This is a genomic window from uncultured Alistipes sp., from assembly GCF_910580175.1.
GTDB lineage: Bacteria > Bacteroidota > Bacteroidia > Bacteroidales > Rikenellaceae > Alistipes.
In genome coordinates, this window is sequence record NZ_CAJTXD010000001.1 from 227,492 (window position 1) to 251,646 (window position 24,155).

At 57.5% G+C, this 24,155-nt stretch carries 21 protein-coding genes; 7 read left to right on the forward strand and 14 right to left on the reverse strand.

The window, feature by feature from the left end; translation table 11 throughout:
• Positions 1-20 precede the first annotated feature (20 nt).
• Positions 21-1,376, forward strand: coding sequence for a pseudouridine synthase (locus tag QZ298_RS00985; RefSeq protein ID WP_296004759.1), 1,356 nt, complete (start codon positions 21-23; stop codon positions 1,374-1,376).
• A 262-nt stretch (positions 1,377-1,638) separates the two neighbouring features.
• Here QZ298_RS00985 and QZ298_RS00990 read toward each other — a convergent pair whose 3' ends face one another.
• A complete protein-coding gene (locus tag QZ298_RS00990; RefSeq protein ID WP_296004760.1) occupies positions 1,639-4,482 on the reverse strand; it encodes a PD-(D/E)XK nuclease family protein in 2,844 nt (947 codons plus the stop codon).
• Positions 4,479-5,252 carry a DUF2807 domain-containing protein gene (locus QZ298_RS00995; RefSeq protein ID WP_296004762.1) on the reverse strand — a complete coding sequence of 258 codons (774 nt, stop codon included), beginning with the start codon at positions 5,250-5,252 and terminating at the stop codon, positions 4,479-4,481. Before QZ298_RS00995 ends, QZ298_RS00990 begins: the two co-directional genes overlap by 4 nt.
• 115 nt (positions 5,253-5,367) lie before the next feature.
• On the opposite strand from QZ298_RS00995, the gene QZ298_RS01000 reads away from it, so the two are divergent.
• On the forward strand, positions 5,368-8,502 hold the full coding sequence (locus tag QZ298_RS01000; protein WP_296004764.1) for an exodeoxyribonuclease V subunit beta: 3,135 nt from the start codon (positions 5,368-5,370) through the stop codon (positions 8,500-8,502).
• 473 nt (positions 8,503-8,975) lie between these two features.
• On the opposite strand, the gene tsf is transcribed toward QZ298_RS01000, so the two are convergent.
• The 10 genes from tsf to mce form a co-directional block, all read right to left on the reverse strand.
• The gene (gene tsf, locus QZ298_RS01005) at positions 8,976-9,806 is read right to left on the reverse strand and encodes a translation elongation factor Ts (RefSeq protein ID WP_296004766.1); all 831 of its coding nucleotides are present in this window, start codon (positions 9,804-9,806) and stop codon (positions 8,976-8,978) included.
• 109 nt (positions 9,807-9,915) lie between these two features.
• On the reverse strand, positions 9,916-10,806 hold the full coding sequence (rpsB, locus tag QZ298_RS01010; RefSeq protein WP_296004768.1) for a 30S ribosomal protein S2: 891 nt from the start codon (positions 10,804-10,806) through the stop codon (positions 9,916-9,918).
• A 199-nt stretch (positions 10,807-11,005) separates the two neighbouring features.
• Positions 11,006-11,392, reverse strand: coding sequence for a 30S ribosomal protein S9 (rpsI, locus tag QZ298_RS01015; RefSeq protein WP_296004770.1), 387 nt, complete (start codon positions 11,390-11,392; stop codon positions 11,006-11,008).
• A gap of 5 nt (positions 11,393-11,397) precedes the next feature.
• On the reverse strand, positions 11,398-11,853 hold the full coding sequence (gene rplM, locus QZ298_RS01020) for a 50S ribosomal protein L13 (protein WP_296004772.1): 456 nt from the start codon (positions 11,851-11,853) through the stop codon (positions 11,398-11,400).
• Positions 11,854-12,046: 193 nt separating this feature from the next.
• Positions 12,047-12,499 (reverse strand): DUF3592 domain-containing protein, encoded by a 453-nt coding sequence (locus QZ298_RS01025; RefSeq protein ID WP_296004774.1) that lies wholly within the window; start codon positions 12,497-12,499, stop codon positions 12,047-12,049.
• A 65-nt stretch (positions 12,500-12,564) separates the two neighbouring features.
• Positions 12,565-13,683 (reverse strand): sodium ion-translocating decarboxylase subunit beta, encoded by a 1,119-nt coding sequence (locus QZ298_RS01030; protein WP_363323905.1) that lies wholly within the window; start codon positions 13,681-13,683, stop codon positions 12,565-12,567.
• 97 nt (positions 13,684-13,780) lie between these two features.
• Entirely contained in the window at positions 13,781-14,242 is a 462-nt protein-coding gene (locus QZ298_RS01035; RefSeq protein WP_296004779.1) for a biotin/lipoyl-containing protein, read from the reverse strand.
• Between the two features lie 9 nt (positions 14,243-14,251).
• A complete protein-coding gene (locus tag QZ298_RS01040) occupies positions 14,252-14,611 on the reverse strand; it encodes an OadG family protein (protein ID WP_296004780.1) in 360 nt (119 codons plus the stop codon).
• 12 nt (positions 14,612-14,623) lie between these two features.
• Positions 14,624-16,189 carry an acyl-CoA carboxylase subunit beta gene (locus QZ298_RS01045; RefSeq protein WP_296004783.1) on the reverse strand — a complete coding sequence of 522 codons (1,566 nt, stop codon included), beginning with the start codon at positions 16,187-16,189 and terminating at the stop codon, positions 14,624-14,626.
• 8 nt (positions 16,190-16,197) lie between these two features.
• Positions 16,198-16,608, reverse strand: a complete 411-nt coding sequence (gene mce / locus QZ298_RS01050) for a methylmalonyl-CoA epimerase (protein ID WP_296004785.1) — start codon at positions 16,606-16,608, stop codon at positions 16,198-16,200.
• A gap of 358 nt (positions 16,609-16,966) precedes the next feature.
• Here mce and QZ298_RS01055 point away from each other — a divergent pair, with 358 nt between their 5' ends.
• The gene (locus QZ298_RS01055) at positions 16,967-17,431 is read left to right on the forward strand and encodes a hypothetical protein (protein WP_296004787.1); all 465 of its coding nucleotides are present in this window, start codon (positions 16,967-16,969) and stop codon (positions 17,429-17,431) included.
• A 7-nt stretch (positions 17,432-17,438) separates the two neighbouring features.
• Entirely contained in the window at positions 17,439-18,554 is a 1,116-nt protein-coding gene (gene meaB, locus QZ298_RS01060; RefSeq protein WP_296004789.1) for a methylmalonyl Co-A mutase-associated GTPase MeaB, read from the forward strand.
• A 282-nt stretch (positions 18,555-18,836) separates the two neighbouring features.
• Here the strand turns inward: meaB and QZ298_RS01065 are convergent, their stop codons facing one another.
• Together QZ298_RS01065 and QZ298_RS01070 are read right to left on the reverse strand one after the other, a co-directional pair.
• The gene (locus QZ298_RS01065) at positions 18,837-19,436 is read right to left on the reverse strand and encodes a trimeric intracellular cation channel family protein (RefSeq protein WP_296004792.1); all 600 of its coding nucleotides are present in this window, start codon (positions 19,434-19,436) and stop codon (positions 18,837-18,839) included.
• A gap of 66 nt (positions 19,437-19,502) precedes the next feature.
• Positions 19,503-20,198 (reverse strand): Sir2 family NAD-dependent protein deacetylase, encoded by a 696-nt coding sequence (locus QZ298_RS01070; RefSeq protein WP_296004794.1) that lies wholly within the window; start codon positions 20,196-20,198, stop codon positions 19,503-19,505.
• A gap of 700 nt (positions 20,199-20,898) precedes the next feature.
• Here QZ298_RS01070 and QZ298_RS01075 point away from each other — a divergent pair.
• The 3 genes from QZ298_RS01075 to QZ298_RS01085 are packed head-to-tail and all read left to right on the forward strand — an operon-like array spanning position 20,899 to position 23,696.
• Positions 20,899-21,660 (forward strand): DUF1295 domain-containing protein, encoded by a 762-nt coding sequence (locus QZ298_RS01075; protein WP_296004796.1) that lies wholly within the window; start codon positions 20,899-20,901, stop codon positions 21,658-21,660.
• Between the two features lies 1 nt (position 21,661).
• On the forward strand, positions 21,662-22,885 hold the full coding sequence (locus QZ298_RS01080; RefSeq protein ID WP_296004798.1) for an NADH:flavin oxidoreductase: 1,224 nt from the start codon (positions 21,662-21,664) through the stop codon (positions 22,883-22,885).
• Position 22,886: 1 nt separating this feature from the next.
• Complete coding sequence (locus QZ298_RS01085; RefSeq protein WP_296004800.1) at positions 22,887-23,696, forward strand: SDR family oxidoreductase; 810 nt, start codon at positions 22,887-22,889, stop codon at positions 23,694-23,696.
• The last annotated feature ends 459 nt before the right edge of the window (positions 23,697-24,155 follow it).

Genomic DNA, 24,155 nt, shown 5'->3' on the forward strand with positions numbered 1-24,155 from the left:
CGTTAAACCATCACATCATAATGAAAGAGAACAAAAACGACTCGACCACGGTGCTGGCACGATTCGGCCGCGACAAACGGCAGCGCACCGTGACCGCCACGGCGGAACGCGTCGAGCGTCGCCCGCGTTTGCAGCGCGATGCTGCCGATGCGGAGCAAACGCCCCGTCCCAAACGGGCGTCGTACAATCCCAACTTCACGCACGACAACCGTCCGACGTTCGAAGAAAAACCGCGCCGCAGCCCGCAAAACCGCTACGATACGCCGTCGCAAGAAAACGACAACCGCCCGTTCGGCAAAAAAACGTACAGATCGTTCGACGACAAACCGGCATACGATAGCAAACCCCGCTTCGACAACGACAGGTCCCGCTTCGGCTCCAAGCCCTATCGCGGCCCGCAGAACCGCTACGAAGACGCTCCGCAGCAGGATGGACGCCGCCAATTCAGCGAACAGCGCGGCCCGAAACACTTCGGCACCAAACCGGGATTCAGATCCGACGACGACCGCAAAGGCGGCCCGAAAAAATTCGGCCCCAAGAACCACGGCGAGAAATACGCCTCCGACAAAAAAAGCGGACGCCCCTACGGCGACAAACCGGCATTCCGCAAACGCAACGACAAACCGGTATCCTATCCGAAATACGATCCTGCCAAGCAGACCGGCGAAATGCGGCTGAACCGCTATCTTGCGCAATCGGGCATCTGCTCGCGCCGCGAAGCCGACGACTTCATCACGGCGGGTCTGGTGTCGGTAAACGGCCGGATCATCACGGAACTGGGCACCAAGGTCATGCCCACCGACGAAGTGAAATTCAACGACAGCCGTGTCGAAGGCGAAAAGAAAGTCTACCTGGTGCTGAACAAGCCCAAGGGCTATGTGACATCGCTGGACGATCCCCATGCCGGCAAAACCGTGATGGAACTGGTAGCCGGCGCCTGCGAGGAACGCGTATATCCGGTGGGACGGCTGGACAAGAACAGTCTGGGCCTGCTGCTGTTTACCAACGACGGCGACCTGACCAAGCAACTGACCCACCCCTCCTACCGCAAGAAGAAAATCTACCAAGTATCGCTGGACAAACCGCTGACCCGGGCCGACATGGATCGCATAGCCGAAGGCATCACGCTGGAGGACGGCGAAATCTTTGCCGACGAAATCTCGTATGTCAAGGAAAACAAGCAGGAAATAGGCATCGAAATCCACTCGGGCCGCAACCGCATCGTACGCCGCATCTTCGAGTTCCTGGGCTACACTGTGACCAAACTCGACCGAGTATACTACGCGGGACTGACCAAAAAGAACCTCAAGCGCGGCGCATGGAGGTTCCTCTCGCGCGAAGAAGTGGAACGGCTGAAATCGGGCCGCTACGAATAACCCGAACTCTTTGCGTTCGAAAACATGCCCCGGGCCGCTCGCTGTAGCCCGGGGCGTTTTATGTCTACAAAAATCCCTCCCGACAATTTCGGGCAACTCTCGAAGCACGCAAACCGCAGCACCCGGAAAAAGTCCGGAAATATCCGGCTATCGCCGGGCGTGCCCCGCAAACTGCGGCACGAAAACGATCATGCCCCCCCTTTACAAACCGCCAAAGCAAATAGAGAATCGGACGAGGCGGCAGCATGGGCGGGCAAATACTCTATCTTTTGCAGATGATGTTGAAATCGCAGAACTTACATGTATCGGCATCCTCGCACTGCACGAACGGCACGGCAGGATCGTACAACTCGGCCAGCGCGGCGCGCACCGCCTGCTCGAAAGCCACGGCGTAGGACGAATAAGACGCTCCCCGCAGTCCGATCTGCTTGTCGTCCAAATCGGGCGCATAGTCGTCGCGGTGCATGCTGCGGACGTAATAAAGCGCCGGCCGGGCATCGCACCCGCGCGAACGAAAAAGCATCATCGAATAAAGCAAAGTCTGGAGAATATTCGACAAACGCTGCTTGCCCTCGCCGGAAAACAGACTCTCGATGCCGTCGAACTCCAGATGCGGCGCCCCGGTTTTGTAATCGACCACACGCAGGGTGCCGTCGTCCAACCGGTCGATGCGGTCGGCGATACCGGCGAACTTGAGTTCGAGCGTGCGCCCGGCCGTCGCGAACGGAAACGCATAGGCCACCTCCTGCTCCAGACCGATCGTCGTGAAAGCATCGTGCGCCGCGTCGTAACGGATGATGCCGCCGCGCAGATAACGCTCGACAATATCCTTGACCAACAAGAGGTTGCCGGAATAATCAGCCACCGTAGCGTGCTCGTCGCGCAGATAATGGTCGTTGATGGCTCCGACGACGGCCGCGGAGACTTCGGCCGACCGCAACATCTGCTGCAACCGCTCGCCGGGATGCGCCTGCCCGACGACGGCCGCATAGAGCCGCTGGGCCGCGGCATGCAGGATCGTACCGAACATCGGCGCGTCGACCTCCTCGGAGACCTCCTCGTCGGACTTGAGCCGGGCCACGGAGTGGAAATAAAAACGCAACGGACAAGCCACATAACGGAAAAAAGCCGTAGGCGACAAGGCGGCGGGACTGGCGGGATCGACGAAACGCTCCAAACACTGCATGACCTGCTCGTCCTTGGGCACGACGATCGGCTGTGCGGAAGCCAGATTGACGTCTACGCCCACCTCGATCCGCTGCACGGGATGCCCGCTTTCGTAATCGAGCTGGTAGACGTAGCGGCTCGGCTCGCCGGTCGACTTTTCGTCGGCATGGGCACAATAGAGCATGTGCACGTGCCGGGCGCGCTGGATCAACCGATAGAAGTAATAGGCATAGACCCCCTCGTGGTGCTCGGGCGTGGGCAACGAGAAAGCCGCCCGGAGGTTATAAGGCACGAACGAAGCCTGCGACATCCGGTTGCCGGGGAAGTTATCATCGTTCATCGAGAGGATGACGACGTTTTCGAAATCGAGGTTGCGAGTCTCCAAAATACCCATGACCTGCAACCCTTCGAGCGGCTCGCCCTCGAAAGGAATACGGATCGTCTGCAAATGACGCCGCAGCAGCGAAGTGTAGACCTCCGCGGTAATGTCGATGTCGCACGCTTCGAGCGAATTGCGCAACTTGCCGATCTCCTCGGAAATGACGGCCAAAAACTCGATGCGCTGACGCGCATCGTCGCCCCGATAGGGAATACGAGCGACGGTCTGGATGATGCCGAGCAACCCGTCGGACAACTCCCGCCATGTGGCAGCCGGTGCGAAGATACTGCGCAACAACTCGTTGCGGCCCAGCCAAACGGCATCGACCGAAATGCGCCGCTCGCGGACAATCTCTTCGGCCAGCGTGCGGGTCAAAACCTCGTCGCTGGCCGCGACATAGGGATGGGAAAGCAAACCTGCGACGTCGGCATGGTAGAAAGTGCACCCCTCGCCTTTCGTACGACGACGGGCCTGCAACTCCACGAACCGCTCGACAAAAGTATAAGCCAAACTCTGCTTGAGGGGATAACCCATCGTGACGTTGACCTTGCCGGCCTCCTCGGGCAACGCATAGAGCAAGGGAAGGAGCAAGTTTTCATCGGTCAACACGACGGCCGTGCGCTTGTCGAGAGGTTGCTGCCGGGCATACTCGCGAAGAATTTCGGCGGCATACTTGCACTGCACGGCATTCGAGACAGCCGAAACGACCGACAACTCCTTGGGCTGCGCCATGTTGTCGTGCGACAACTCGGCCCGCGGAGGGAAAGAGACGATGTTTTCGCGCACGAACATGCCGGCCTCCTGCTCGGGGGCGTTCTTATAATAATCGTCGTAATCCCAATAAAAATCGGTCTCGGCAGCGGTCGAGAGAAAACGGAAAAGCACCTTTTCGCACTCGGAAAGGGCGTTGAACCCGGCGACGACATACTGCCGCGGCTCCGGGAAGGCGAAGTCGCCCGCAAGAATACGATCGGCGGCAGCACGCTGCACCATGCCGCCGTAAGCGATACCCAGATCGGAAAGACGCTGACGATAAGCCTGATAGATCGGCCCCAAAGTCTTCCAGAGCGCGAGAAAGCGCCGCTTCTCCTCGGAGAGGTCGGACTCCGGCCCCAACGAAGACCAGAAACTGCCGAGAAGCTGCAACTGGACAGGCGTCAAATAGGAAATGTCGGCTTCGATCTCCTTGATTTCGGCGAGGTTGCGGAACAATTGCGAAGCATCGATGCGATACTTGTCGATGGTGTCGAAGTCGGTAAGGAGCATCTCGCCCCAGAAATAGAACTTGTCGAACGGCTCGCTGTGGAACTGCGAATAAACCTTGTACAACTCCGTGATCAAGCGGATGCGGTCGCCGGTCTGAAGCCCGGAAACCTCGCTCATCAACTCGTCGATCGTACACCAGGCCGGCTGCCACATGGGCCGCGCAGCGATGCGAGTCAAGGCATCGACGAAGAACAGGCGCGCGCGACGCGACGGAAAGAGCAAGGCCCGCCGGCTCAAGTCCTCACCGTAACGCGCATAGAGGTCGCGCGCCAACTCTTCCAAAAAACCGGTCATCGGTGCTCGTCGCCCTCCTCGTCATCGAGCAGACCGACGCTGCCGGCCAGGAAATTCTGCGCCACGCGCAACAACTCGGGCGTCTGCTTGTAACGGATCGACGCACCGGTCGACGTTTTGGCCTCCAGACGCTCCGAAACGTTCAGACGCACCCTGGCCCGCGACTGGGCGTTGATCCGGGCAGCCACGCAATAGAGGTCGAGCGCATCGACGCGGCCGGTCGAAGCGGCGAGCGTCAAATAATGCGCACAACCGGTCAACGTGACGCGGCTCTCGCCGGCGAGGTGCATATACAGATCGCGCACATCCAGACCGAGCACCAAACTGGCTCGCGAATCGACGGTCAAGTCGAACAGATCGGCGATCAATACGTCGTCGAACGAAGCGACGGCCTGAGCCACGGAGAGCGCCCGCAACGAATTGTAATACAACGTGACGGTCGTACGCTCGGGACGACGCGAATCGCTCTGCTCGCGGATGCGCAACTCGCGGTCGTGCACATCGACACGGAACTTAGTCGTGTAAGAACCTTTCGTATCGTAAACGATGTGGGGAGCTTCCGATTCGGGCACGCGGACGAAACGGATGTCGAGGTCGCCGTCGACCGACACGGCATCGAACGACGCCAACCAATCGCTGCGCTCGGTAGACGAAGCGGCCGCAGGCGCATCGCCCGCAGATGCCTCGGAGATGCGGCCCTCGGAGGTCGCCTGGGCGAAGCCGACGGAAAGACCGCAAATCAGAAGGAGACTCAGAATCGTTTTTTTCATGCTATTTAAAATCTGTTTGTTTATTGCTCGCAAATTTAAGAAAATTATCCCGACAAACGGCTGGCCATTCAGAATTTGTTTCGTACTTTTACCCGCAGAGAGCGAAAAACGGATTATGCAGGCTAAAATTCTGAATGCAAGCGCCGGATCGGGCAAAACTTACCAGCTGGCCTACAAATATGTGCACGACGTGGTGCAACAACCCACACTCTACCGTCACATCCTGGCCGTGACCTTTACCAACAAGGCCACCGAAGAGATGAAGTCGCGCATTCTGAAAGAAATACACCTGCTGGCCTCGGGCGGCGAAAGCGCCTATCTTATGCGTTTGTGCCAAGAACTGAAGATGGACGCTGCGACGGTGCGCAAACGCGCCGCAGAAGCCCGCACGCGGATTCTGCATGACTATTCGCGCTTCACGGTGCTGACCATCGACACCTTTTTCCAACGCATCCTGCGCGCATTCATCAAAGAACTGGGCATCGACCTGGACTACAATATCGAAATCGAAACGGCCTCGGTGCTGGCCAAGAGCGCCGACTCGCTCATCGAAGCGATCGCCACCGACCGCGACCTGCTGCGCTGGATGACCGGATTCGTGGAAGAACGCATCGACGAAGGGCGCAAGTGGGATGTCCGCGACGGCATCCTTTCGCTGGGCGGTGAACTTTTCAAGGAGAAAAACCGAACGACGCTCGCCTCGCCTCGCCCGAAGGAAGAACTGCGCCGCATCGTACTGGAAGCGACGGCCCATGCGGAAGCGACGAAGCAAAAGATGCGCGCCGCCGCGACCGAAGCCGTGGAAATCATCACGGCGGCAGGACTGACAGCGACGGATTTCAGCGGCAAAAGCCGCAGCTTCGTCCACTATTTCTACACGGTGGCGGCGGGCGAACTGAAAGCTCCGACGGCCACGGCACAACGACAAAGCCTGACCACGGAGGGGTGGTGCGCCAAAGGATCGCCCGCCGAAACGCTCGTGCCCCGGCTGCAACCGCTGCTGGCGACACTATGCGACGTTTACGCACGCAACATCCGCTCGTGGAACACCTGCGATCTGCTGCGCGAAAACTACCGCAGCTTCGCTCTGCTCTCCGATCTGTATGCCCAAGTACAGCGTCTCTGCGACGAACAAAACATGCTGCTGCTCTCGGAAACCAAATACCTGCTCTCGGAATTCATCGGCCGCAACGACGCGCCGTTCATTTATGAAAAGGCCGGCACCCGCTACGACCGCTTCATGATAGACGAATTCCAAGACACCTCGGTGCGCGAATGGGAGAACTTCCTGCCCCTGCTGAAAAACGCCATGGCGCAAAGCGAGGAGACCTCGGTATTCATCGTAGGCGACATCAAGCAATCGATCTACCGCTGGCGGGGCGGCGACTGGCGCATCCTGCATGAACAGGCCCGCGACGCTCTGGGAGCGGAAAACGTGACGGTGGAGAATCTGGAGGAGAACTGGCGCAGCCTGCCCCAAGTGGTGGAGTTCAACAACCGGATGATCGAACGTCTCGTGGCGGCGGACAACGCGGCACTGAACGCCCGCATCGACGAGGCGGCCGCCCGGGGCGACATCGGCCGCCCGACGGCAGCGCAACTGCACGACAAACTATCGGACGCCTATGCCGGCCATGCCCAGCGATCCCGCCGAAAAGCCCCGGCGGCAGGCTACGTATCGATCGAGACGTTCGCCGAAAAACCGCCGGTGGTAGAGCGCATCCGTGAACTGCTGGATCGCGGATTCCGTCCGTCGGACATCATGATTCTGGTGCGCGGAGCCACTGACGGCGCAAAGATCGCGGCCGAACTGCTGGACTTCAAGAGCCGCAACGAAGACCCCCGCTACCGGTTCGATGTGATGACGCAGGAAGCGCTGGTAATCGGAAACGCGCCGATAAGTTCGTTCGTGACGGCAGCCCTGCGGCTGGCGCTCAACGCCGACGATACGCTCAACCGGGCGATTTACAACCGCTATCTGAAGCACGGCTTCGACCGTCCGCTGACCGACGACGAACGCACCTTTTTCCGCTCGATACGTCTGCTATCGCCGGAAGAAGCGTTCGAACGCATCGTGATACGGCATGATCTGCAACGAGACCGACAGCAAACAGCCTATCTGCAAGCCGTGCATGAACAGATCATCGCATTCTGCACTAACAGAATAGCCGATATCCCGCTGTTTCTGAACTGGTGGGACGAACAAGGCTGCAACCGCTCGCTGAGCGTGGAGCGCAACGAACAAGCCATCGAAATCCTGACCGTGCACAAAGCCAAGGGGCTGGAAAACAAAGCCGTACTGATCCCCTACTGCTCGTGGCAGCTGGAACCCAAAGCCAACGTACAAAACATAGTCTGGGCCGAAGCGCAGGGCGAAATCCCGGAAGCGGGATGTTTCCCTGTGAAATTCAAAAAAACGATGGCCGAATCGGACTTCTCCGAAGAATATTACCGCGAAACGGTATACGCCCATGTGGACAACATCAACCTACTCTACGTGGCGCTGACCCGCGCGGCCGAATCGCTGCATGTATTCATTCCGCAGCGCGGCACCCGCCATGTCGGCTCGCTGCTGCTCGAACAACTGACCGCCGACGGCGACAAAGCCCTGCTGAACGACCTGACGGGCCTCTACACTCGCGGCGAAGAGAACGAACGCTTCGAATTCGGCGACTTTACCGGCCCGGCCGACACGACCCGAAAAGGCAACGAAGCCTGCCACACCGTACTGGAACACTACCCCACGGCGCAAGCCGACCTGCGGCTGCGGCTCCCCTCGCAACGCTACTTCGAAGATGAAGCGGCAGCGGAACTTTCGCCCCGCAACCAAGGTATCTTGATGCACCGGGCATTCGAAAATGCAGCAACCGAAGCGGAAATCGAAAAAGCGATCGAACGGATGGAACACGACGCAACGCTGAACACAGCGGAAGCGGAACAACTGCGCCGCACGATCGCCCAAGCCCTTGCCGACCCCACGGCCCGTGAATGGTTCGACGGCCATTGGCAAGAGGTGCGCAACGAAAACGAAATCGTCATCCCGGGCCGCCCCTCGACGCGCCGTCCCGACCGGGTAATGATCGACGGCGAGCGGGCGGTAGTAGTCGACTACAAATTCGGCGACCACGATGCGGCGCGCTACCGCCGCCAGATCGGCGACTACTGCGCCCTGCTGCGCGACATGGGCTACGGACGCACGGAAGGCTATCTATGGTATGTAAAACTGGGGAAAATAGAAAGAGTGGAATAAGAGAAACAAGGCTTCTTGGAAAATATCCGAGCATTCGCACAAACATCCGCTCTGCGCGTCCTGACATGCTACACCGAGATATTCGAAAAAAGCCCAGTCTATCCTAACATTCTATGTCCCAGCCCCGCGGCCGAATATTTCACGCATTCGCTTCAAGCTGCGGGCTTCCATGCTCCGGACATCTGTACTCGAAGTTCCGGATTTCGAACTCACATTCCGAATATCTCCGTATTCAAAGGAGGGCGTGTTTTACCCGTTTTTACCCAACCTGGCCCGATCTTTACCCCGATTTATCCGATCTTCATCCGATTTACCCGAATACCCCAGATTACCAGAAGATCGGATTTACCCGAATATCCGAATTTGCCCGAATATCCGAATTTGCCCGCCCCCCCATAAAATTTTACCCCGGAAACATCGGTTTCCGGGGTAAAAACTTATAGAGTTTCAGACTCTATGGAACTGGCTTCCAACTACTCGCCCAAAGCGAAACGCTTATAAGCGATGACCGTAGCGTCCTTGTCTGCCTTATGGATGAACTCGGCGATGGTCTCCTTCTCGCCGACGACGCACTGGTTCAACAAAGTATTCTCCTCGAAGAACTTGCGCATCTTGCCCTCGGCGATCTTTTCGAGAATCTCATCGGGCTTGTTGGCGTTCTTGGGATCCTGCTTCATGGCCTCGACGGCGATCTGACGCTCGTGAGCCACGACATCGGCGGGGCAGTCGGCCACGTCGATCGAGATAGGCGCCATGGCGGTAGCCTGCATGGCTACGGCATGAGCGGTCTCGGCGGGAACCTCCTTGTTGAAACCGAGGATGGTGCCCAACTTCTTGTTGAAGTGGACATAAGCGGCGCAATAGGGAGCCTCGATGCGGGCGTAGTAAGCCAACTCAATCTTCTCGCCGGTCTGGCCCGACTTCTCGGTCACCATCTCCTCGACGGTGTGGCCCTCGGCGTTCTTGGTGGCGAGCAACGCATCGCGATCGGCAGCGTCCGAAGCGACGGCAACCTCCAACATGGCATTAGCCGAAGCGGTATACTCGGCATTCTGAGCCACGAAGTCGGTCTCGCAAGCCAAGCAAAGGATGTAAGCCTTGCCTCCTACGATCTTCGTGACGACGACGCCTTCGGTAGCCGAACGGTCGGCACGCTTGGCAACGACGAGCTTGCCTTTCTCGCGGATGATATCCTGAGCGCGGTCGTAATCTCCCTCCGCCTCGATGAGCGCCTTCTTGCAATCCATCATGCCGGCGCCGGTCATCTTGCGGAGCTTCATTACATCGGCTGCTTTGATTTCCATAACAATGAAATTTTTAATCGTATTCAACGTTCATTTTCATGCAGTTTCCCTGCCACGGCAGAGACCGAACGGATTCGGCCCTGCCTTCGGCGCGGGAAAACTTACTGATTTACTCCTCCGAAGTCTCAACGGCGGGAGCGGCCTCGGCAGCCGGCTCCTCGTAGGGAGTCTCGACGGCGGCCACAACCTCCTTGACAACCTCCTCCTCGGCATCGATCGAAGCCTTCACGGCCTTCTTGATGCGGGGTTTGGCCTCCTTCTTGACGCCCTCGGCACCGGCCTCGGTCTCGCGGGTCTCCTTCTCCTTTTCGAGCTTGCGCTCTTCGAGACCCTCGGCGATAGCGGCGCACATGGACTCGACGACCACGGCGATCGACTTGGCGGCATCGTCATTTGCAGGGATAACGTAATCAATGTCGGTCGGATCACAACAAGTATCAACCATTGCAAAGACGGGGATGCTCAAACGCTTGGCCTCCTTGACGGCGTTGGCCTCCTTCTGTACGTCGACGACGAACAGAGCGGCGGGCAGACGCGTGAGGTCGGCGATCGAACCGAGGTTCTTTTCGAGCTTAGCACGCTGGCGTGCGATTTGGAGCTTCTCGCGCTTGGAGAAATTATCGAACGTGCCGTCGGCGGTCATCTTGTCGATGGTCGCCATCTTCTTGACGGCTTTACGTATGGTGGGGAAGTTGGTCAACATACCGCCGGCCCAACGCTCCGTGACGTAGGGCATGCCGACGGCTGCAACCTTTTCGGCAACGATTTCCTTGGCCTGCTTCTTGGTGGCGACGAACAGCACCCGGCGACCGCTCTTGGCGATCTGCTTGATGGCTGCGGCTGCCTCATCGACCTTCAGAACGGTCTTGTGCAAGTCGATGATGTGGATGCCGTTCTTCTCCATGAAGATGTAGGGAGCCATTTTGGGGTTCCACTTACGCTTCAAGTGACCGAAGTGTGCACCGGCCTCCAACAATGTATTAAAATCTGTACGTGACATTTTCGATTCGTATTAACTGATTCTAATTCTCTTTTCAACAACTTCGCGGGTAGCGATCCGAAGACGATCCCCGAAGTTTTCCGCGGCGCGGCAACCGAAAGGCAGTACCGAAATCGAAGGCGGAAAAAACACCACCATATAATATAGGTAATCCTCGCAGTTTGGAACCGACGCCGTACATGCCGAAATTCCGGTCGTACTAACGCTTGCTGAACTGGAACTTGCGACGTGCTCCGGGCTGACCGGGCTTCTTACGCTCAACCTCGCGGGGATCGCGCGTGAGGAATCCGGCCTTCTTGAGGGTCGGACGCATCTCGGCGTCGATCTCGCACAACGCACGTGCGATACCCAGGCGAGCGGCTTCTGCCTGGCCCTTGATACCACCGCCATCGAGGTTGATGGTAATGTCGTAATTCTCGGCGGTGTTGGTAGCCAACAACGGCTGCTTGACCTGGAACTGGAGAATTTCGAGCGGGAAATAGACAGCAAGCTCCTTGTGGTTGATTGTAATCTGACCCTTGCCCGGCTTCACGTATACGCGAGCCACAGCGGCCTTGCGACGACCTACGGTGTTTACAACTTCCATAACTCTTACTTGATCTCGTTCAACTTAATGCTCTTGGGGTTCTGGGCGGCGTGAGGATGCTCGGCGCCGGCATACACCTTCAGATTTTTCAACAACGCGGCACCCAGACGCGTGCGGGGCAGCATGCCCTTCACGGCCTTCTCGACCAGGAAAGTCGGTTTTTTAGCCAGATAATCCGCCGGAGTGGCGAAACGCTGGCCGCCGGGATAACCCGTGTGACGCGTGTAGACCTTGTCGGTCATTTTCTTGCCCGTGAGCTTCACTTTCTCCGCATTGATGACGATGACATAATCACCGCAATCCACGTGGGGCGTGTAGCTGGGCTTGTTCTTGCCGCGGAGGATCTTAGCCACCTGCGATGCAAGACGTCCCAATACCTCGTTCGTAGCGTCGATCACCACCCAATCCTTGGTGACGGTCGAAGCATTGGCCGAGATAGTCTTGTAGCTTAATGAATCCACTGTGTTTTACGTTTAATTTAACTTGTTGTAATCCGTTCCCCGCATATTACGGGTGCGCAAAGGTACGAAAAAATATTCAGCCGACAAACCGCACGACGAAAAATTACGGTTTCCTGGAGAAAAAAGTTCCCGAAATGCTGCGTCCGGCTCGACTCCGCGTCCCGGAACGCACCGGAAATCCCCGAATCGCCCCTCACGCGCTTTCCGGCCGCGGCAAAACGGGCCTCGGCCCATGCCTGCGTCTCTGCACTTTTTTCACTTTGAAATTTTTCTCGCCGTCGCGCGCCAACCGGCTGCGGGACGGATCGTCGGGCAAGTAACGAACCGCGATCGAATCGCCCTTGCGGAAACCGGACGGGGCGCGTCCGATCTGCTGGGAGCCGTCGTAATCGCGACCATCGACCGAAAACCGGTAATCCAGGTAGAACAAGGTTACTTTCTCCCGCCGCGTAACGCGTCGGGAAACCCGCCGGGAACGGGTTTCGACTTTGGAATAGATCCGCGTCACGACGCCCATGGTCTCCCTGCCGTCGCGCTTGAAACGAACGTCTATCCGAAACGCACAAACCAAGCTGACGGCCAAAAAGACAACCGCCCCGATCGCGGCCCAGACCAAAAACCCTCTCCACCAACGCATCCGATCCATATTTTCAAAACAAAAACATAAAAAGGGGCGGACCGAAATCCGCCCCAAAAACAACCAGGAACAAACTATCCCAAGAACGACAGCAAGATACCCGCAGCCACGGCCGAACCCACGACGCCGGCGACATTAGGCCCCATGGCGTGCATCAAGAGGTAGTTCGACGGATCGGCTTTCTGGCCCTCGGTCTGCGAGACGCGGGCGGCCATCGGCACAGCCGAAACGCCGGCGGAACCGATCAACGGATTGATCTTGTTGCCCTCCTTGCAGAAGAGGTTCATCAACTTGGCCAACAACAAACCGCCGGCGGTACCCATGCAAAAAGCGACTACACCCAAAACGAGGATACCCAACGTCTTGAAATTGAGGAATGCCTCGGCAGTAGCCGTAGCACCGACCGTCAGGCCGAGGAAGATGACCACGATATTCATCAACTCGTTCTGCACGGTCTTGCTCAAGCGGTCGACGACGCCGCACTCCTTCATCAAGTTGCCCAACATCAAACAACCGATCAACGGAGCGGCGCTGGGCAACAACAACGAAATGATGATGGCGATGACCAAGGGGAAGAGGATGCGCTCCAACTTCGAGACGGGACGCAATGTCCGCATCTTGATCTTACGCTCCTTTTCGGTCGTCAGCAATCGCATGATGGGCGGCTGGATGACAGGCACGAGAGCCATATAAGAATAAGCGGCCACTGCGATAGGCCCCAGCAACTCGGGCGAGAGCATCGAAGTGAGGTAGATAGCCGTCGGGCCGTCGGCGCCGCCGATGATGCCGATCGAACCGGCCTGCGCAGGCGTGAAACCCAGGGCATAGGCCCCGAGGAATGTCGCGAAGATGCCGATCTGAGCAGCAGCGCCCAAGAGAAAGCTCTTGGGGTTGGCGATCAACGGGCCGAAATCGGTCATGGCACCCACACCGACGAAGATGAGGCAAGGATAGATGCCCAACTTAACGCCGAGATAGAGGTAATCGAGCAATCCGGCATGGGCGACGAAGATGTCCCAATGCACATGCCCCCCGGCGAAAAGCTCCGTATGGTAGAGATTCGCACCGGGCAGGTTGGTCAGCAACATGCCGAATGCGATGGTAAAGAGCAACAACGGCTCGAACTTATGCCGGATAGCGAGATACATCAGGAAGCAAGCGACGCCTAACATCACGACGCTGCCCCACCCCATCTGGGAGAAGAAGCCGACGATGCCCGTCGACTCGACGAATCGCAACAGACTTTCCGATACGAAATCGGAACTTGCAGTCAACAGATTCCCCATAAGGCTACTCGATGACAATTAAGTTATCGCCCTCCATGACCGTGGCACCCTGCTGCACGAGAATCTGCTTGACGACACCGGCGCTGTTGGCGTCGATATTGTTCTCCATTTTCATGGCCTCCAACACGACGAGCGTCTGGCCGGCGACAACCTTGTCGCCCACGGCCACCTTGATGTCCAACACGGTGCCGGGCAGCGGGCACTTGACCACCGAACTGCCCGAAGGCGCTGCCGCGGCGATGCGCGGAGCAGGAGCCGCCGTAGCGGGGGTAATCATGCCGCTGTTGGCCTCGCGCGGAGCGGGAGCGACCTGCGGCTTGGAAGTCGCAGCGGTCGACGCGCCCTCGATCTCCACCTCGTAGGGGGTGCCGTTGACGGTCACATGGGCCACGGTCGAGGTCTCATTTACCTCGTCGATCTGCACATTATAATTTTGTCCGTTGATTTTCAGTGAATAATCTTTCATTGCTTTAAACTATTTTCGGTCGGGCAACTGGGTTAAACCGTGAATTTTGGAGTTCCAAGGCGAATAAGCGCGCTTGATGCTGAGGATGGTCAACACCTCGGACTCGCGGTCGTGCATGGCGCTGCGGTAAATCTTGAGCGCCGTGGCGATGGCTGCGATCTCCTCCTCGTGCACCTGTCCCTGCACGACCACGCGCCCCGAAGAAGCGGCGGCCGGAGCGGCAGGCTGCCGACGCGTGAAGACGAAACCGAAACATTTCATGACTCCGACCAACAACACCAGCATGAAGAACACCAGGCAGATGCTGATCAACGCCACCCACAACATTTCGGGCCATCCCCAATCCGTTACTATCAATATTCTCATCATCGTACGGTTCTGTTAGAGCGGAATGTTGGAATGCTTCTTGGCCGGATTCTGCAAACGCTTGGTCGCCAACGACTGCAAGGCGCGGATGATGCGGAAGCGCGTGTTGCGCGGCTCGATCACGTCGTCGATGTAGCCGTAGCGGGCGGCGTTGTAGGGGTTGGAGAACTTGTCGTTGTACTCCTGCTCCTTCTCGGCGATGAACGCGGCCTTCTCCTCGGGCTTGTCGGCCAGATCCTTCAACTCCTTGCCGTAGAGCACCTCGACGGCGCCGCTGGCACCCATGACGGCGATCTCGGCCGACGGCCATGCGTAATTGATGTCACCGCGGATGTGCTTGGACGACATGACGATGTAGGCGCCGCCGTAGGCCTTGCGCAGGGTAACGGTAATCTTGGGCACCGTAGCCTCGCAATAAGCGAAGAGCAGCTTGGCGCCGTGGGTGATGACACCGCCGTACTCCTGGGTGGTACCCGGCAGGAAGCCCGGCACGTCGACGAGCGTCACGATGGGAATGTTGAACGCGTCGCAGAAACGCACGAAGCGTGCGGCCTTGCGGCTGGCATTGATGTCGAGCACGCCGGCCATGAACTTGGGCTGGTTGGCGATGATGCCGACCGACTGTCCGTTGAAGCGGGCGAAGCAAGTGATGATGTTCTTGGCATAGCTTGCCGCCGATTCGAGGAACTCGCCGTTGTCGACGATGGCTCGGATGACCTCGGCCATGTCGTAGGGCTTGTTGGCACGGTCGGGAACGATCTCGTTGAGCGAATCCTCCAGACGGTCGATCCGGTCGGTGCAGACGGCCAGGGGCGCATCCTCCATGTTGTTCTGCGGCATGTAGGAGAGCAGCTTCTTGATCAACTCGATGCCCTCCTCCTCGGTATCGACGGCGAACTGCGCGACGCCCGATTTGGTGGTGTGCATCGTGGCGCCGCCCAACTGCTCCTGGGTCACATCCTCGCCCGTGACGGTCTTGACGACCTTGGGGCCAGTGAGGAACATGTTGGAAGTCTCCTTCTTCATGATGATGAAGTCGGTCAACGCAGGCGAATAAACGGCACCGCCGGCGCAGGGGCCGAAGATGGCCGAAATTTGGGGAATGACGCCCGAAGCCATGACGTTGCGCTGGAAAATGTTGGCATAGCCGGCCAGCGCGTTGACGCCCTCCTGGATACGGGCGCCGCCCGAGTCGTTCATGCCGATGCAGGGCGCGCCGTTGCGCAAAGCCATATCCATGACCTTGCAGATCTTGTCGGACATCGACAACGACAACGAACCCGCCGTGACGGTAAAGTCCTGGGCGAAGACGTAGACCAGGCGTCCGCCGATCGTACCGTAACCGGTTACCACGCCGTCGCCGAACGTATGGCTCTTGTCCATGCCGAAGTCGTAGCAACGATGCGTCACGAACATGTCGAACTCCTCGAAACTACCCTCGTCCAACAACATCTGGATACGCTCGCGGGCCGTATACTTGCCCTTGGCATGCTGCGCGTCGATGCGCTTCTGTCCGCCGCCGAGACGCGCCGTTTCGCGGTTCTCGATGAGCTTGTTGATCTTGTTCTGAATTTCGCTCATAACTCGAATTATTTGTTTTTGTTCTCGCACAACTCGGTCAGAATGCCCTGCGTGGACTTGGGGTGCAGAAAAGCGATGGTCATCCCCTCGGCGCCCTTGCGCGGGGTCTTGTCGATCAACCGGATGCCCTTGGCTTCGGCGTCGGCCAGCTGCTCCTCGATGTTCTCGCAGGCGAGCGCCATGTGGTGGATGCCGACGCCCCGGTTCTCGATGAACTTGGCGATGGTCGACTCCTCGGAAGTAGGCTCCAACAACTCGATCTTGGTCTGACCCAACATGAAGAAAGCCGTACGCACCTTCTGGTCGGCGACCTCCTCGATGGCATAACACTTCAGACCCAACACGCCCTCCCAGTAGGGAATGGCCTCATCGAGGCTCTTCACAGCGATGCCCAGATGCTCGATATGAGATACTTTCATGACAGAAATAAGTTAAAATTTGAAAATATTTTCAGACTAAAATTTACGGACTGTTATTTTACGCACACAAAGATAGAAGAATCTTCGGGAACTGCCAACTTTTTAAAACGGATTTTTTGCATTTATTTTCAGTCTGTTTATCGCATGAAATATCCGAAACGACCGATCGGACGACGGCAGGCGAACCGCTGAACGGCACCGAACTTGGAGAGCAAGAAAAACGGGAAGGAAAGAAGATGTGGAAGAAAACGACAAAATATTGCATATCACGCATATAATACATCGAAAATCCGAACCCGGGGAAAATAAATTGCTCGTATGGCAAATAATCATTATCTTCGCTGAAAAGTTCGCGCCTATGAAAAAAGCGTCACTCTTTCTTCTGACCGTCCTCGCATGCGCGGCGCTGCCGGCCGCGGGCCAGACTATCGCTCTGGGCGAACGCGCGCCCGAACTGAAAGTACAGTCGTGGCTGGAGGACAGAATTCCAGCAGAAGCACCGAAGACCTACGTCGAATTTTTCCACTCGTCGAACAAAGTATCGCTCTCGTCCATGGAACGGCTGAAAGAGCTGTCGGCACAAGCGGGCGACGGACTGCGGATCGTCGTACTGGCATGCGAACCCGAAGAAAAAATCGCATTGCAACTGGCACCCTATCTTTCGCCTCGGATCGGTGTGGGGTTCGACCCGTCGGGCAAACTTTTCGCCGCCTACGGGGTAAGCTACGTCCCGTTCGGCGTACTGCTCGGCCCGCGCAACCGGGCGCTGTGGATGGGCAACACGCTGCAACTGACGCCCGAAATCATCGAGAACTCCAAATAACAGCGAAATGACTTTCAGCAAGATAAATCACTACGAAAAAGAATACGCCGACACGCATCATGACACGGCGCTGAACGTGACGCAAGGCGTCGAAGGGCAGCCGATCGTCAACCCCTACTTCACGCGGCGAAAGAAGCGCAACCTCACGACCGAAGAATATGTGGAGGGAATCCTTGCGGGCAACATAACGACCCTCTCGCAAGCCATTACGCTGATCGAATCGAACAATCCCGAACACTATGCCCAGGCGCAAGAAATAATCGAACGCTGCCTGCCCCATGCCGGAAAATCGATCCGCATCGGCATTACAGGCGTGCCGGGCGCAGGAAAGTCGACTTTCATCGAAGCCATAGGCAACATGGTGGCGTCATTGAAGCACAAGCTCGCCGTACTGGCCATCGACCCCTCGTCGGAGCGCAGCGGCGGCTCGATTCTGGGCGACAAGACCCGCATGGAGAGCATCTGCCACAATCCGGACATCTTCATCCGCCCTTCGCCCTCGGCCGGATCGCTGGGCGGCGTAGCCCGCAAGACGCGCGAGACGATCGTGCTGTGCGAAGCGGCGGGATTCGATGTGATCTTCATCGAGACGGTAGGCGTAGGCCAGTCGGAAACGGCCGTACACTCGATGGTCGACCTGTTCATGCTGTTGCAGATTTCGGGCGCCGGCGACGAACTGCAAGGCATCAAACGCGGAATCATGGAGATGGCCGACCTGATGGTCATTACCAAGGCCGACGGCGAAAACATCCACAAAGCAGAACTGGCACGCACACAATTCCAAGGTGCACTGCGGCTTTTTCCGGTTCCGGATTCGGGCTGGAGGCCCCGGGTGCTCGCCTGCTCGTCGGTAACCGGCACAGGCATAGAAGAAGTGTGGAAAGGAGTGGAAGAATTTTTGGAACACACCCGCAACAACGGCTATTTCAAACACAACCGCAACCGGCAAAACAAATACTGGATGTACGAATCGATCCACGAAGCGCTGCGCAACTCGTTCTACCATGCGCCGGAAATCGAAACCCGCATCGGCGACTACGAAAAACGAGTGCTGGACGACAAAATATCCTCGTTCATAGCAGCCAAGGAACTGCTGGAACTATACTTCAAGAAAGACCGATAGCCAGGCCGGGAAACGACACGCATTTTGCGCCTCAACTTGCAAACGACCGACACGCCGCTGCACCACCTGACACGGATGCAGGCGCAAGGAAAGGTGCAGAGAACGGGCGGAGTGCAACCGAAAGGAGCGGGAAACCGGAAAGCGAACAAAAGCCACCGGAAAATCGGAAAACGGACGACGGGAAAGCAGGAACCCGCCGACGACTGGCGGGATTTTACTTTGCAAAATCAAGAATGGCAGGATTGCGCCCCGCTTATTTCAATATCGGAAATTTCAGGCCATTTATTTCAATATCGGGAGCTTCAGACCGTAGTGCACGGCAATGATCCGCACGACGATGACACTCAAGGCTGTGGCGATTTCGATCATGCTTGTGCCCAACTGCAACTGCTGGCAGATTCCGAAGACCACGCCGCCGAAAACGCATGCCAGAGCATAGATTTCCTTGCGGAAAATCAACGGTTCTTCGTTAATGAGAATATCGCGCAAGACACCTCCGGCAGCACCGGTAATGGTGCCCATAATGACACCCACCCAAAGCGGGAACCCGGCTGCAAGGGTCTTTTCGATGCCGACGACCGTAAAAAGCCCCAATCCGATGGCATCGAAGATGAAAAACGTATTGTTGAACCGGATCAGATAACGCCCCAGCACGATGACGATCGCCAGGGCGAACGCTGTGATAACCAGATAAGTCGAATCGAGCATCCAGAATGGCGTGAGCGACAACATCAGATCGCGCAGCGTACCGCCGCCGATGGCCGTGGTAAACCCCACGACATAAGCCCCGAACCAATCGAACCGCTTGGCCGAAGCCAGCCGGATGCCGCTGATGGCGAAAGCGAGCGTACCGAGAATCTCGATAAAAGTGAAAAGCGTCATATCTGCAAAATCGTTTTCGGGCTGCAAAAATAACACAAATCGGGAATTTTCGATCGCAACGCTCCTTTAAACCGACTCCCGCTGCAAAAGTTCCGCCAGCTCAGGCATTCCCTCGGCTGCTCGCTTATGAATGAAAATCAACGGATTGCGAATCCATGACGTATCGGGATGACCGGGATCGACCACGTAGACCGGCACCTCGGGACGAGCATAACGCACCAACGAAGCGGCGGGATAGACGGCCAACGATGTTCCGACGACCACCAGGATGTCTGCCCGGGAGACGATCCGCACCGCAGCATCGAACATGGGCACCGCCTCGCCGAAAAAGACGATATGCGGACGCAGCAATGCCCCGTCCGGTGCCCGGGCGTCGAGCGGCTGCTCCCATCCCTCGACGGGAACGATCAACTCCGGGTCGCGCTCGGAACGCAGCCGCATCAACTCGCCGTGCAAATGAGTGACGTGCGACGATCCGGCCCGCTCGTGGAGATCGTCGACGTTCTGTGTGACGACCTCGACGTCGAAATGCGTCTCCAAGGCCGCAATGGCCCGATGCCCTGCATTAGGCTCGGCAGCGAGCATTTCGCGCCGCCGCTTGTTATAGAACCCGACCACCAATGCCCGGTTGCTGGTCAGGGCCTCGGGGGTACAGACATCCTCGATACGATACTCGGCCCACAAACCGTCGGCATCGCGGAACGTGGCCAATCCGCTGTCGGCACTCACTCCGGCACCGGAGAAAACAACGATCTTTTTCATTCGTACAAAAGTTTTCGGCATTTCGAGCATCGACCGTCCATGCGTTCATCGTTCGGCCGCTCATGCGTTTTCGACATGCCAAAACTACCGATTTCCAGGCGAAAAACCAAATAACCGAAGACGCCTGCACAACAAAACCATGCCGCAAAGCGAAAGACCGAGAAGCAGAAACGGACGACGCCAGGAAACCATTCGGGCGGCGAACTTCGAAGGGAAATTCTGCCGGGCGGATGCGGACGCAGAGACGGACAGAACGGAGACAGGAAGCGGACACGGTCGGATTTCGGACGGAAAGCTGCGACGGAAAACACAAAATTCCATATCCGCGCCTTTTCGGCACGATTCGTGCAACGATTCCTCATACGACCGCCACGGGTGCGACCGGCGCCCCAGCGATGTCGCTTCACGAATTCCGTCATGCTCCGACAGGCGTTTCCTCGCGGACGGTAATGGCTACCGACTATTCAGGGACCTTCCCCGCGACACACGACTGCTCCGAGTCGAGGACGGATCGGACGGACAGCCCGCACAAGTGCGGTGCTGTCCTTTGTTTTTTCTCCTCAGCCTACGGCACGTCGGGTTGCAGCCCGAAGAAGGAGCGCCCCTCCATTTCTGCACTTCTACCCCGAAAAATTGCCGATTAACGGATTTTTTGCTACTTTTATACCGATTTAGCTTTAGCGGAAAAAATTCCTTTCGCATGACCCAGACTTTCGAAATCTTTCTCGTCGTCATGGCCCTGGCAGCCGCAGGCGTCTTCGTGGCGCTACACTTCTTCGAAGCCGGCTACGGCTATCTTTTCAACCCGAAATACGGCCCTCCGATGCCCAACAAAATCGGCTGGATAGTGATGGAATCGCCCGTATTCGTGCTGATGTGCGTGCTCTGGGCTTCGAGCGACCGCATATGGGAAACAGGGCCGCTGGCGCTGTTCCTGCTTTTCCAAGCCCACTATTTCCAACGCTCGTTCATCTTCCCGCTGCTGCTGCGCGGCAACTCGAAAATGCCGCTCGGCATCGTATCGATGGGCATGACGTTCAACGCACTGAACGCCCTGATGCAAGGCGGCTGGATATTCTATGTCTCGCCGGCGGACTACTACGCCGATTGGCTGACGAAACCCTACATCTGGATCGGCGGCGCGTTGTTCCTGGCCGGTATGGCCGTGAATCTCCACTCCGACCATGTGATCCGCAACCTGCGCCGCCCGGGCGACACGCGCCACTACATTCCGCGCGGCGGCATGTTCCGCTATGTCTCGTCGGCCAACTACTTCGGCGAGGTGCTCGAATGGACGGGGTTCGCCGTAGCTTCGTGGTCGTGGGCCGGAGCGGTCTTCGCGTGGTGGACGTTCGCCAACCTGGCACCCCGTGCGGCATCGCTCTACCGACGCTACGAAAAAGAATTCGGCGAAGAATTCACATCGCTCAAACGCAAAAAGATCATACCGTTCGTTTACTGATATGTCGGAACTTTTTACACCTTATAAACTGGGGCCGCTGACGCTGCGCAACCGCACGATCCGCTCGGCCGCATTCGAATCGATGGGCAAAGATTTCGGCCCCACCGAACGACTCAAAGACTACCATGTGTCGGTGGCCCGCGGAGGCGTAGGCATGACGACGGTAGCCTATGCGTCGGTCAACCGCAGCGGCGTATCGTTCAACAAACAACTATGGCTGCGGCCCGAAATTGCAGCGGGCCTGCGCGACATGACCGACGCGATCCATGCGGAAGGAGCGGCAGCGGGTATCCAGATCGGCCACTGCGGCAACATGACCCACTGGTCGACGGCGGGATGTTTCCCGGTAGGCGCTTCGACGGGATTCAACCTCTACTCGCCGACTTTCGTGCGGGGCATGCGCCGAAGCGAATGCGAAACGTTCGCCAAAGACTTCGGACAAGCCGTCCGTACGGCCCATGAAGCAGGGTTCGATTCGGTGGAAGTGCATGCGGGACACGGTTACCTGATCTCGCAATTCCTGTCGCCCTACACCAACCATCGGCGCGACGAATACGGCGGCTCGCTGCAAAACCGCATGCGCTTCATGCGGATGTGTCTGGAGGAGGTGCTCGAGGCGGCGGCGCAATGCGGCATGGCGGTACTGGTAAAACACAACATGGAAGACGGGTTCAAAAGCGGCATCCAGGTGCCGGAGAGCATAGAAATCGCCCGCGAAATCGAACGGCTGGGGGTGCACGGCATCGTACTGACCTCAGGATTCGTGTCGAAAGCTCCGATGGCCGTGATGCGCGGCCGCATACCGACCAAGACCATGAGCTACTACATGCCGTGGTCGTCGTGGCCGCAAAAGATCGTCATCAACCTTTTCGGCAACCGGATGATCCGCCAATACGATTTCGAGGAATGCTACTTCCTGGAGAATGCGAAGAAATTCCGCGCAGTTCTGGAATGCCCGCTGGTCTATGTAGGCGGCCTCGTCAGCCGCGAAGGGATCGAAAAGGTGCTGGACGCGGGATTCGAACTGGTGCAGATGGCCCGGGCCTTGGTCAACGACCCGGGGTTCGTCAATAAACTGCGCGACGGCGACATGACGACCCGCTCGGGCTGCGACCACCGCGACTACTGCATGGCCCGCATGTACTCGGTGGACATGCAATGCTGCCACAACTGCCAGGAACCCATACCGGAAAAGATATGGCGCGAACTGGCGAAAATCAAGTGAGATGCGACGCGGAGAAGTAAAGCACGGAAGCGCCTGGGCGCTGGTAACGGGCGCGGGGTCGGGCATCGGCCGCAGCTACGCCCTGCGGCTGGCGGCCCTGGGCTACCGGCTGGCGCTGGTCGGCAACCGACCCGAACCGCTGGAAACCGTAAAAACGGAACTGCTGGCGGCAGGCTGTGCGGAAGTATATCTTACGCTCTGCGACCTGGCCCGGGCGGAAGCGGCGGAAGAACTGCATGCGGCAACAACAGCGGCAGGCATCGAACCGCACGTGGTAATCAACAACGCGGGCATGTTCTCGTTCTGCGACATACTGGCGACTCCGCCCGAACGGATCGAACGGATGATTCTGCTGCACGCGATGACCAACACGAAACTATGCCGGCTCTATGCAGAAGATATGGTCAGAGGCGGCATACGGGGCCATCTGCTGAACATGGCCTCCTACTCGCAATGGATGCCCTTTCCAGGACTGGCGCTTTACAGCGCCTCGAAAGCCTATCTGCACCAATTCTCGGTCTGCTTCGCCAAAGAAATGCGCGAACACGGCATCCGGGTAACGGTGGTCTGCCCGGCAGGCGTGGCGACGGATCTTTACGGCCTGCCGCCCCGCTGGCAACGCATCGGCCTGCGGCTGGGCGCCCTGATATCGGCCGACAAATGCGCCCGCCGCGGACTGCATGCGCTATGGTGCGGCCGCCGCACGTGCGTACCAGACTGGTGGAACCGCATCGGAATACCGATCTGCAAGATACTGCCTTTGTGGCTGCTTGCCCCGATTCGGAAATACACGATGAAGTTTCAGAAATAAAAAATAAGGATGAAAAAGTTACTACATCTCGCCATAATTGTCATAGTGCAGACCGGGTGCACTGCAACAGCATATCATCAATCCTATCAAAAAGTGTATTATACAGATTACACTCGCTATATGAACGACGGATTCCTGGTCTCTGCCTTATCCAACTTTACCGGATATTCATACATTTCGCTTGGAAATATAGCGGTTGAATACAAAGAAACTTCTGTACAAACAGTCTCATCGACATTCTCGTTCGACGATATGACAACACAAAATATGCTGGACCGACTTGTTGCATCTGCAAAAATGTACAACGCAAATGGCATTATTAATGTTAAAATAGCATACCACCCTTCAACTTACCGCCAAAGCCATTGGCTTGCTACCGCAGAAGCCGTTTTCTTTGAAACGATGCCGCCAATTCCGGCATTTGCCCAACCAATAACTCCCCCAAGCACACCCTCAAAA

Coding starts and splice junctions, on each gene's coding strand:
- meaB (WP_296004789.1), top strand. CDS start 17,439: ATGACTTTCAGCAAGATAAATCACTACGAAAAAGAATACGCCGACACG.
- QZ298_RS01085 (WP_296004800.1), top strand. CDS start 22,887: ATGCGACGCGGAGAAGTAAAGCACGGAAGCGCCTGGGCGCTGGTAACG.
- QZ298_RS00995 (WP_296004762.1), bottom strand. CDS start 5,252: ATGAAAAAAACGATTCTGAGTCTCCTTCTGATTTGCGGTCTTTCCGTC.
- QZ298_RS01040 (WP_296004780.1), bottom strand. CDS start 14,611: ATGATGAGAATATTGATAGTAACGGATTGGGGATGGCCCGAAATGTTG.
- QZ298_RS01045 (WP_296004783.1), bottom strand. CDS start 16,189: ATGAGCGAAATTCAGAACAAGATCAACAAGCTCATCGAGAACCGCGAA.
- QZ298_RS01025 (WP_296004774.1), bottom strand. CDS start 12,499: ATGGATCGGATGCGTTGGTGGAGAGGGTTTTTGGTCTGGGCCGCGATC.
- QZ298_RS01065 (WP_296004792.1), bottom strand. CDS start 19,436: ATGACGCTTTTCACTTTTATCGAGATTCTCGGTACGCTCGCTTTCGCC.
- QZ298_RS00985 (WP_296004759.1), top strand. CDS start 21: ATGAAAGAGAACAAAAACGACTCGACCACGGTGCTGGCACGATTCGGC.
- rpsI (WP_296004770.1), bottom strand. CDS start 11,392: ATGGAAGTTGTAAACACCGTAGGTCGTCGCAAGGCCGCTGTGGCTCGC.
- mce (WP_296004785.1), bottom strand. CDS start 16,608: ATGAAAGTATCTCATATCGAGCATCTGGGCATCGCTGTGAAGAGCCTC.
- QZ298_RS01055 (WP_296004787.1), top strand. CDS start 16,967: ATGAAAAAAGCGTCACTCTTTCTTCTGACCGTCCTCGCATGCGCGGCG.
- QZ298_RS01035 (WP_296004779.1), bottom strand. CDS start 14,242: ATGAAAGATTATTCACTGAAAATCAACGGACAAAATTATAATGTGCAG.
- QZ298_RS01080 (WP_296004798.1), top strand. CDS start 21,662: ATGTCGGAACTTTTTACACCTTATAAACTGGGGCCGCTGACGCTGCGC.
- QZ298_RS01070 (WP_296004794.1), bottom strand. CDS start 20,198: ATGAAAAAGATCGTTGTTTTCTCCGGTGCCGGAGTGAGTGCCGACAGC.
- QZ298_RS00990 (WP_296004760.1), bottom strand. CDS start 4,482: ATGACCGGTTTTTTGGAAGAGTTGGCGCGCGACCTCTATGCGCGTTAC.
- tsf (WP_296004766.1), bottom strand. CDS start 9,806: ATGGAAATCAAAGCAGCCGATGTAATGAAGCTCCGCAAGATGACCGGC.
- QZ298_RS01075 (WP_296004796.1), top strand. CDS start 20,899: ATGACCCAGACTTTCGAAATCTTTCTCGTCGTCATGGCCCTGGCAGCC.
- QZ298_RS01000 (WP_296004764.1), top strand. CDS start 5,368: ATGCAGGCTAAAATTCTGAATGCAAGCGCCGGATCGGGCAAAACTTAC.
- QZ298_RS01030 (WP_363323905.1), bottom strand. CDS start 13,683: ATGGGGTGGGGCAGCGTCGTGATGTTAGGCGTCGCTTGCTTCCTGATG.
- rpsB (WP_296004768.1), bottom strand. CDS start 10,806: ATGTCACGTACAGATTTTAATACATTGTTGGAGGCCGGTGCACACTTC.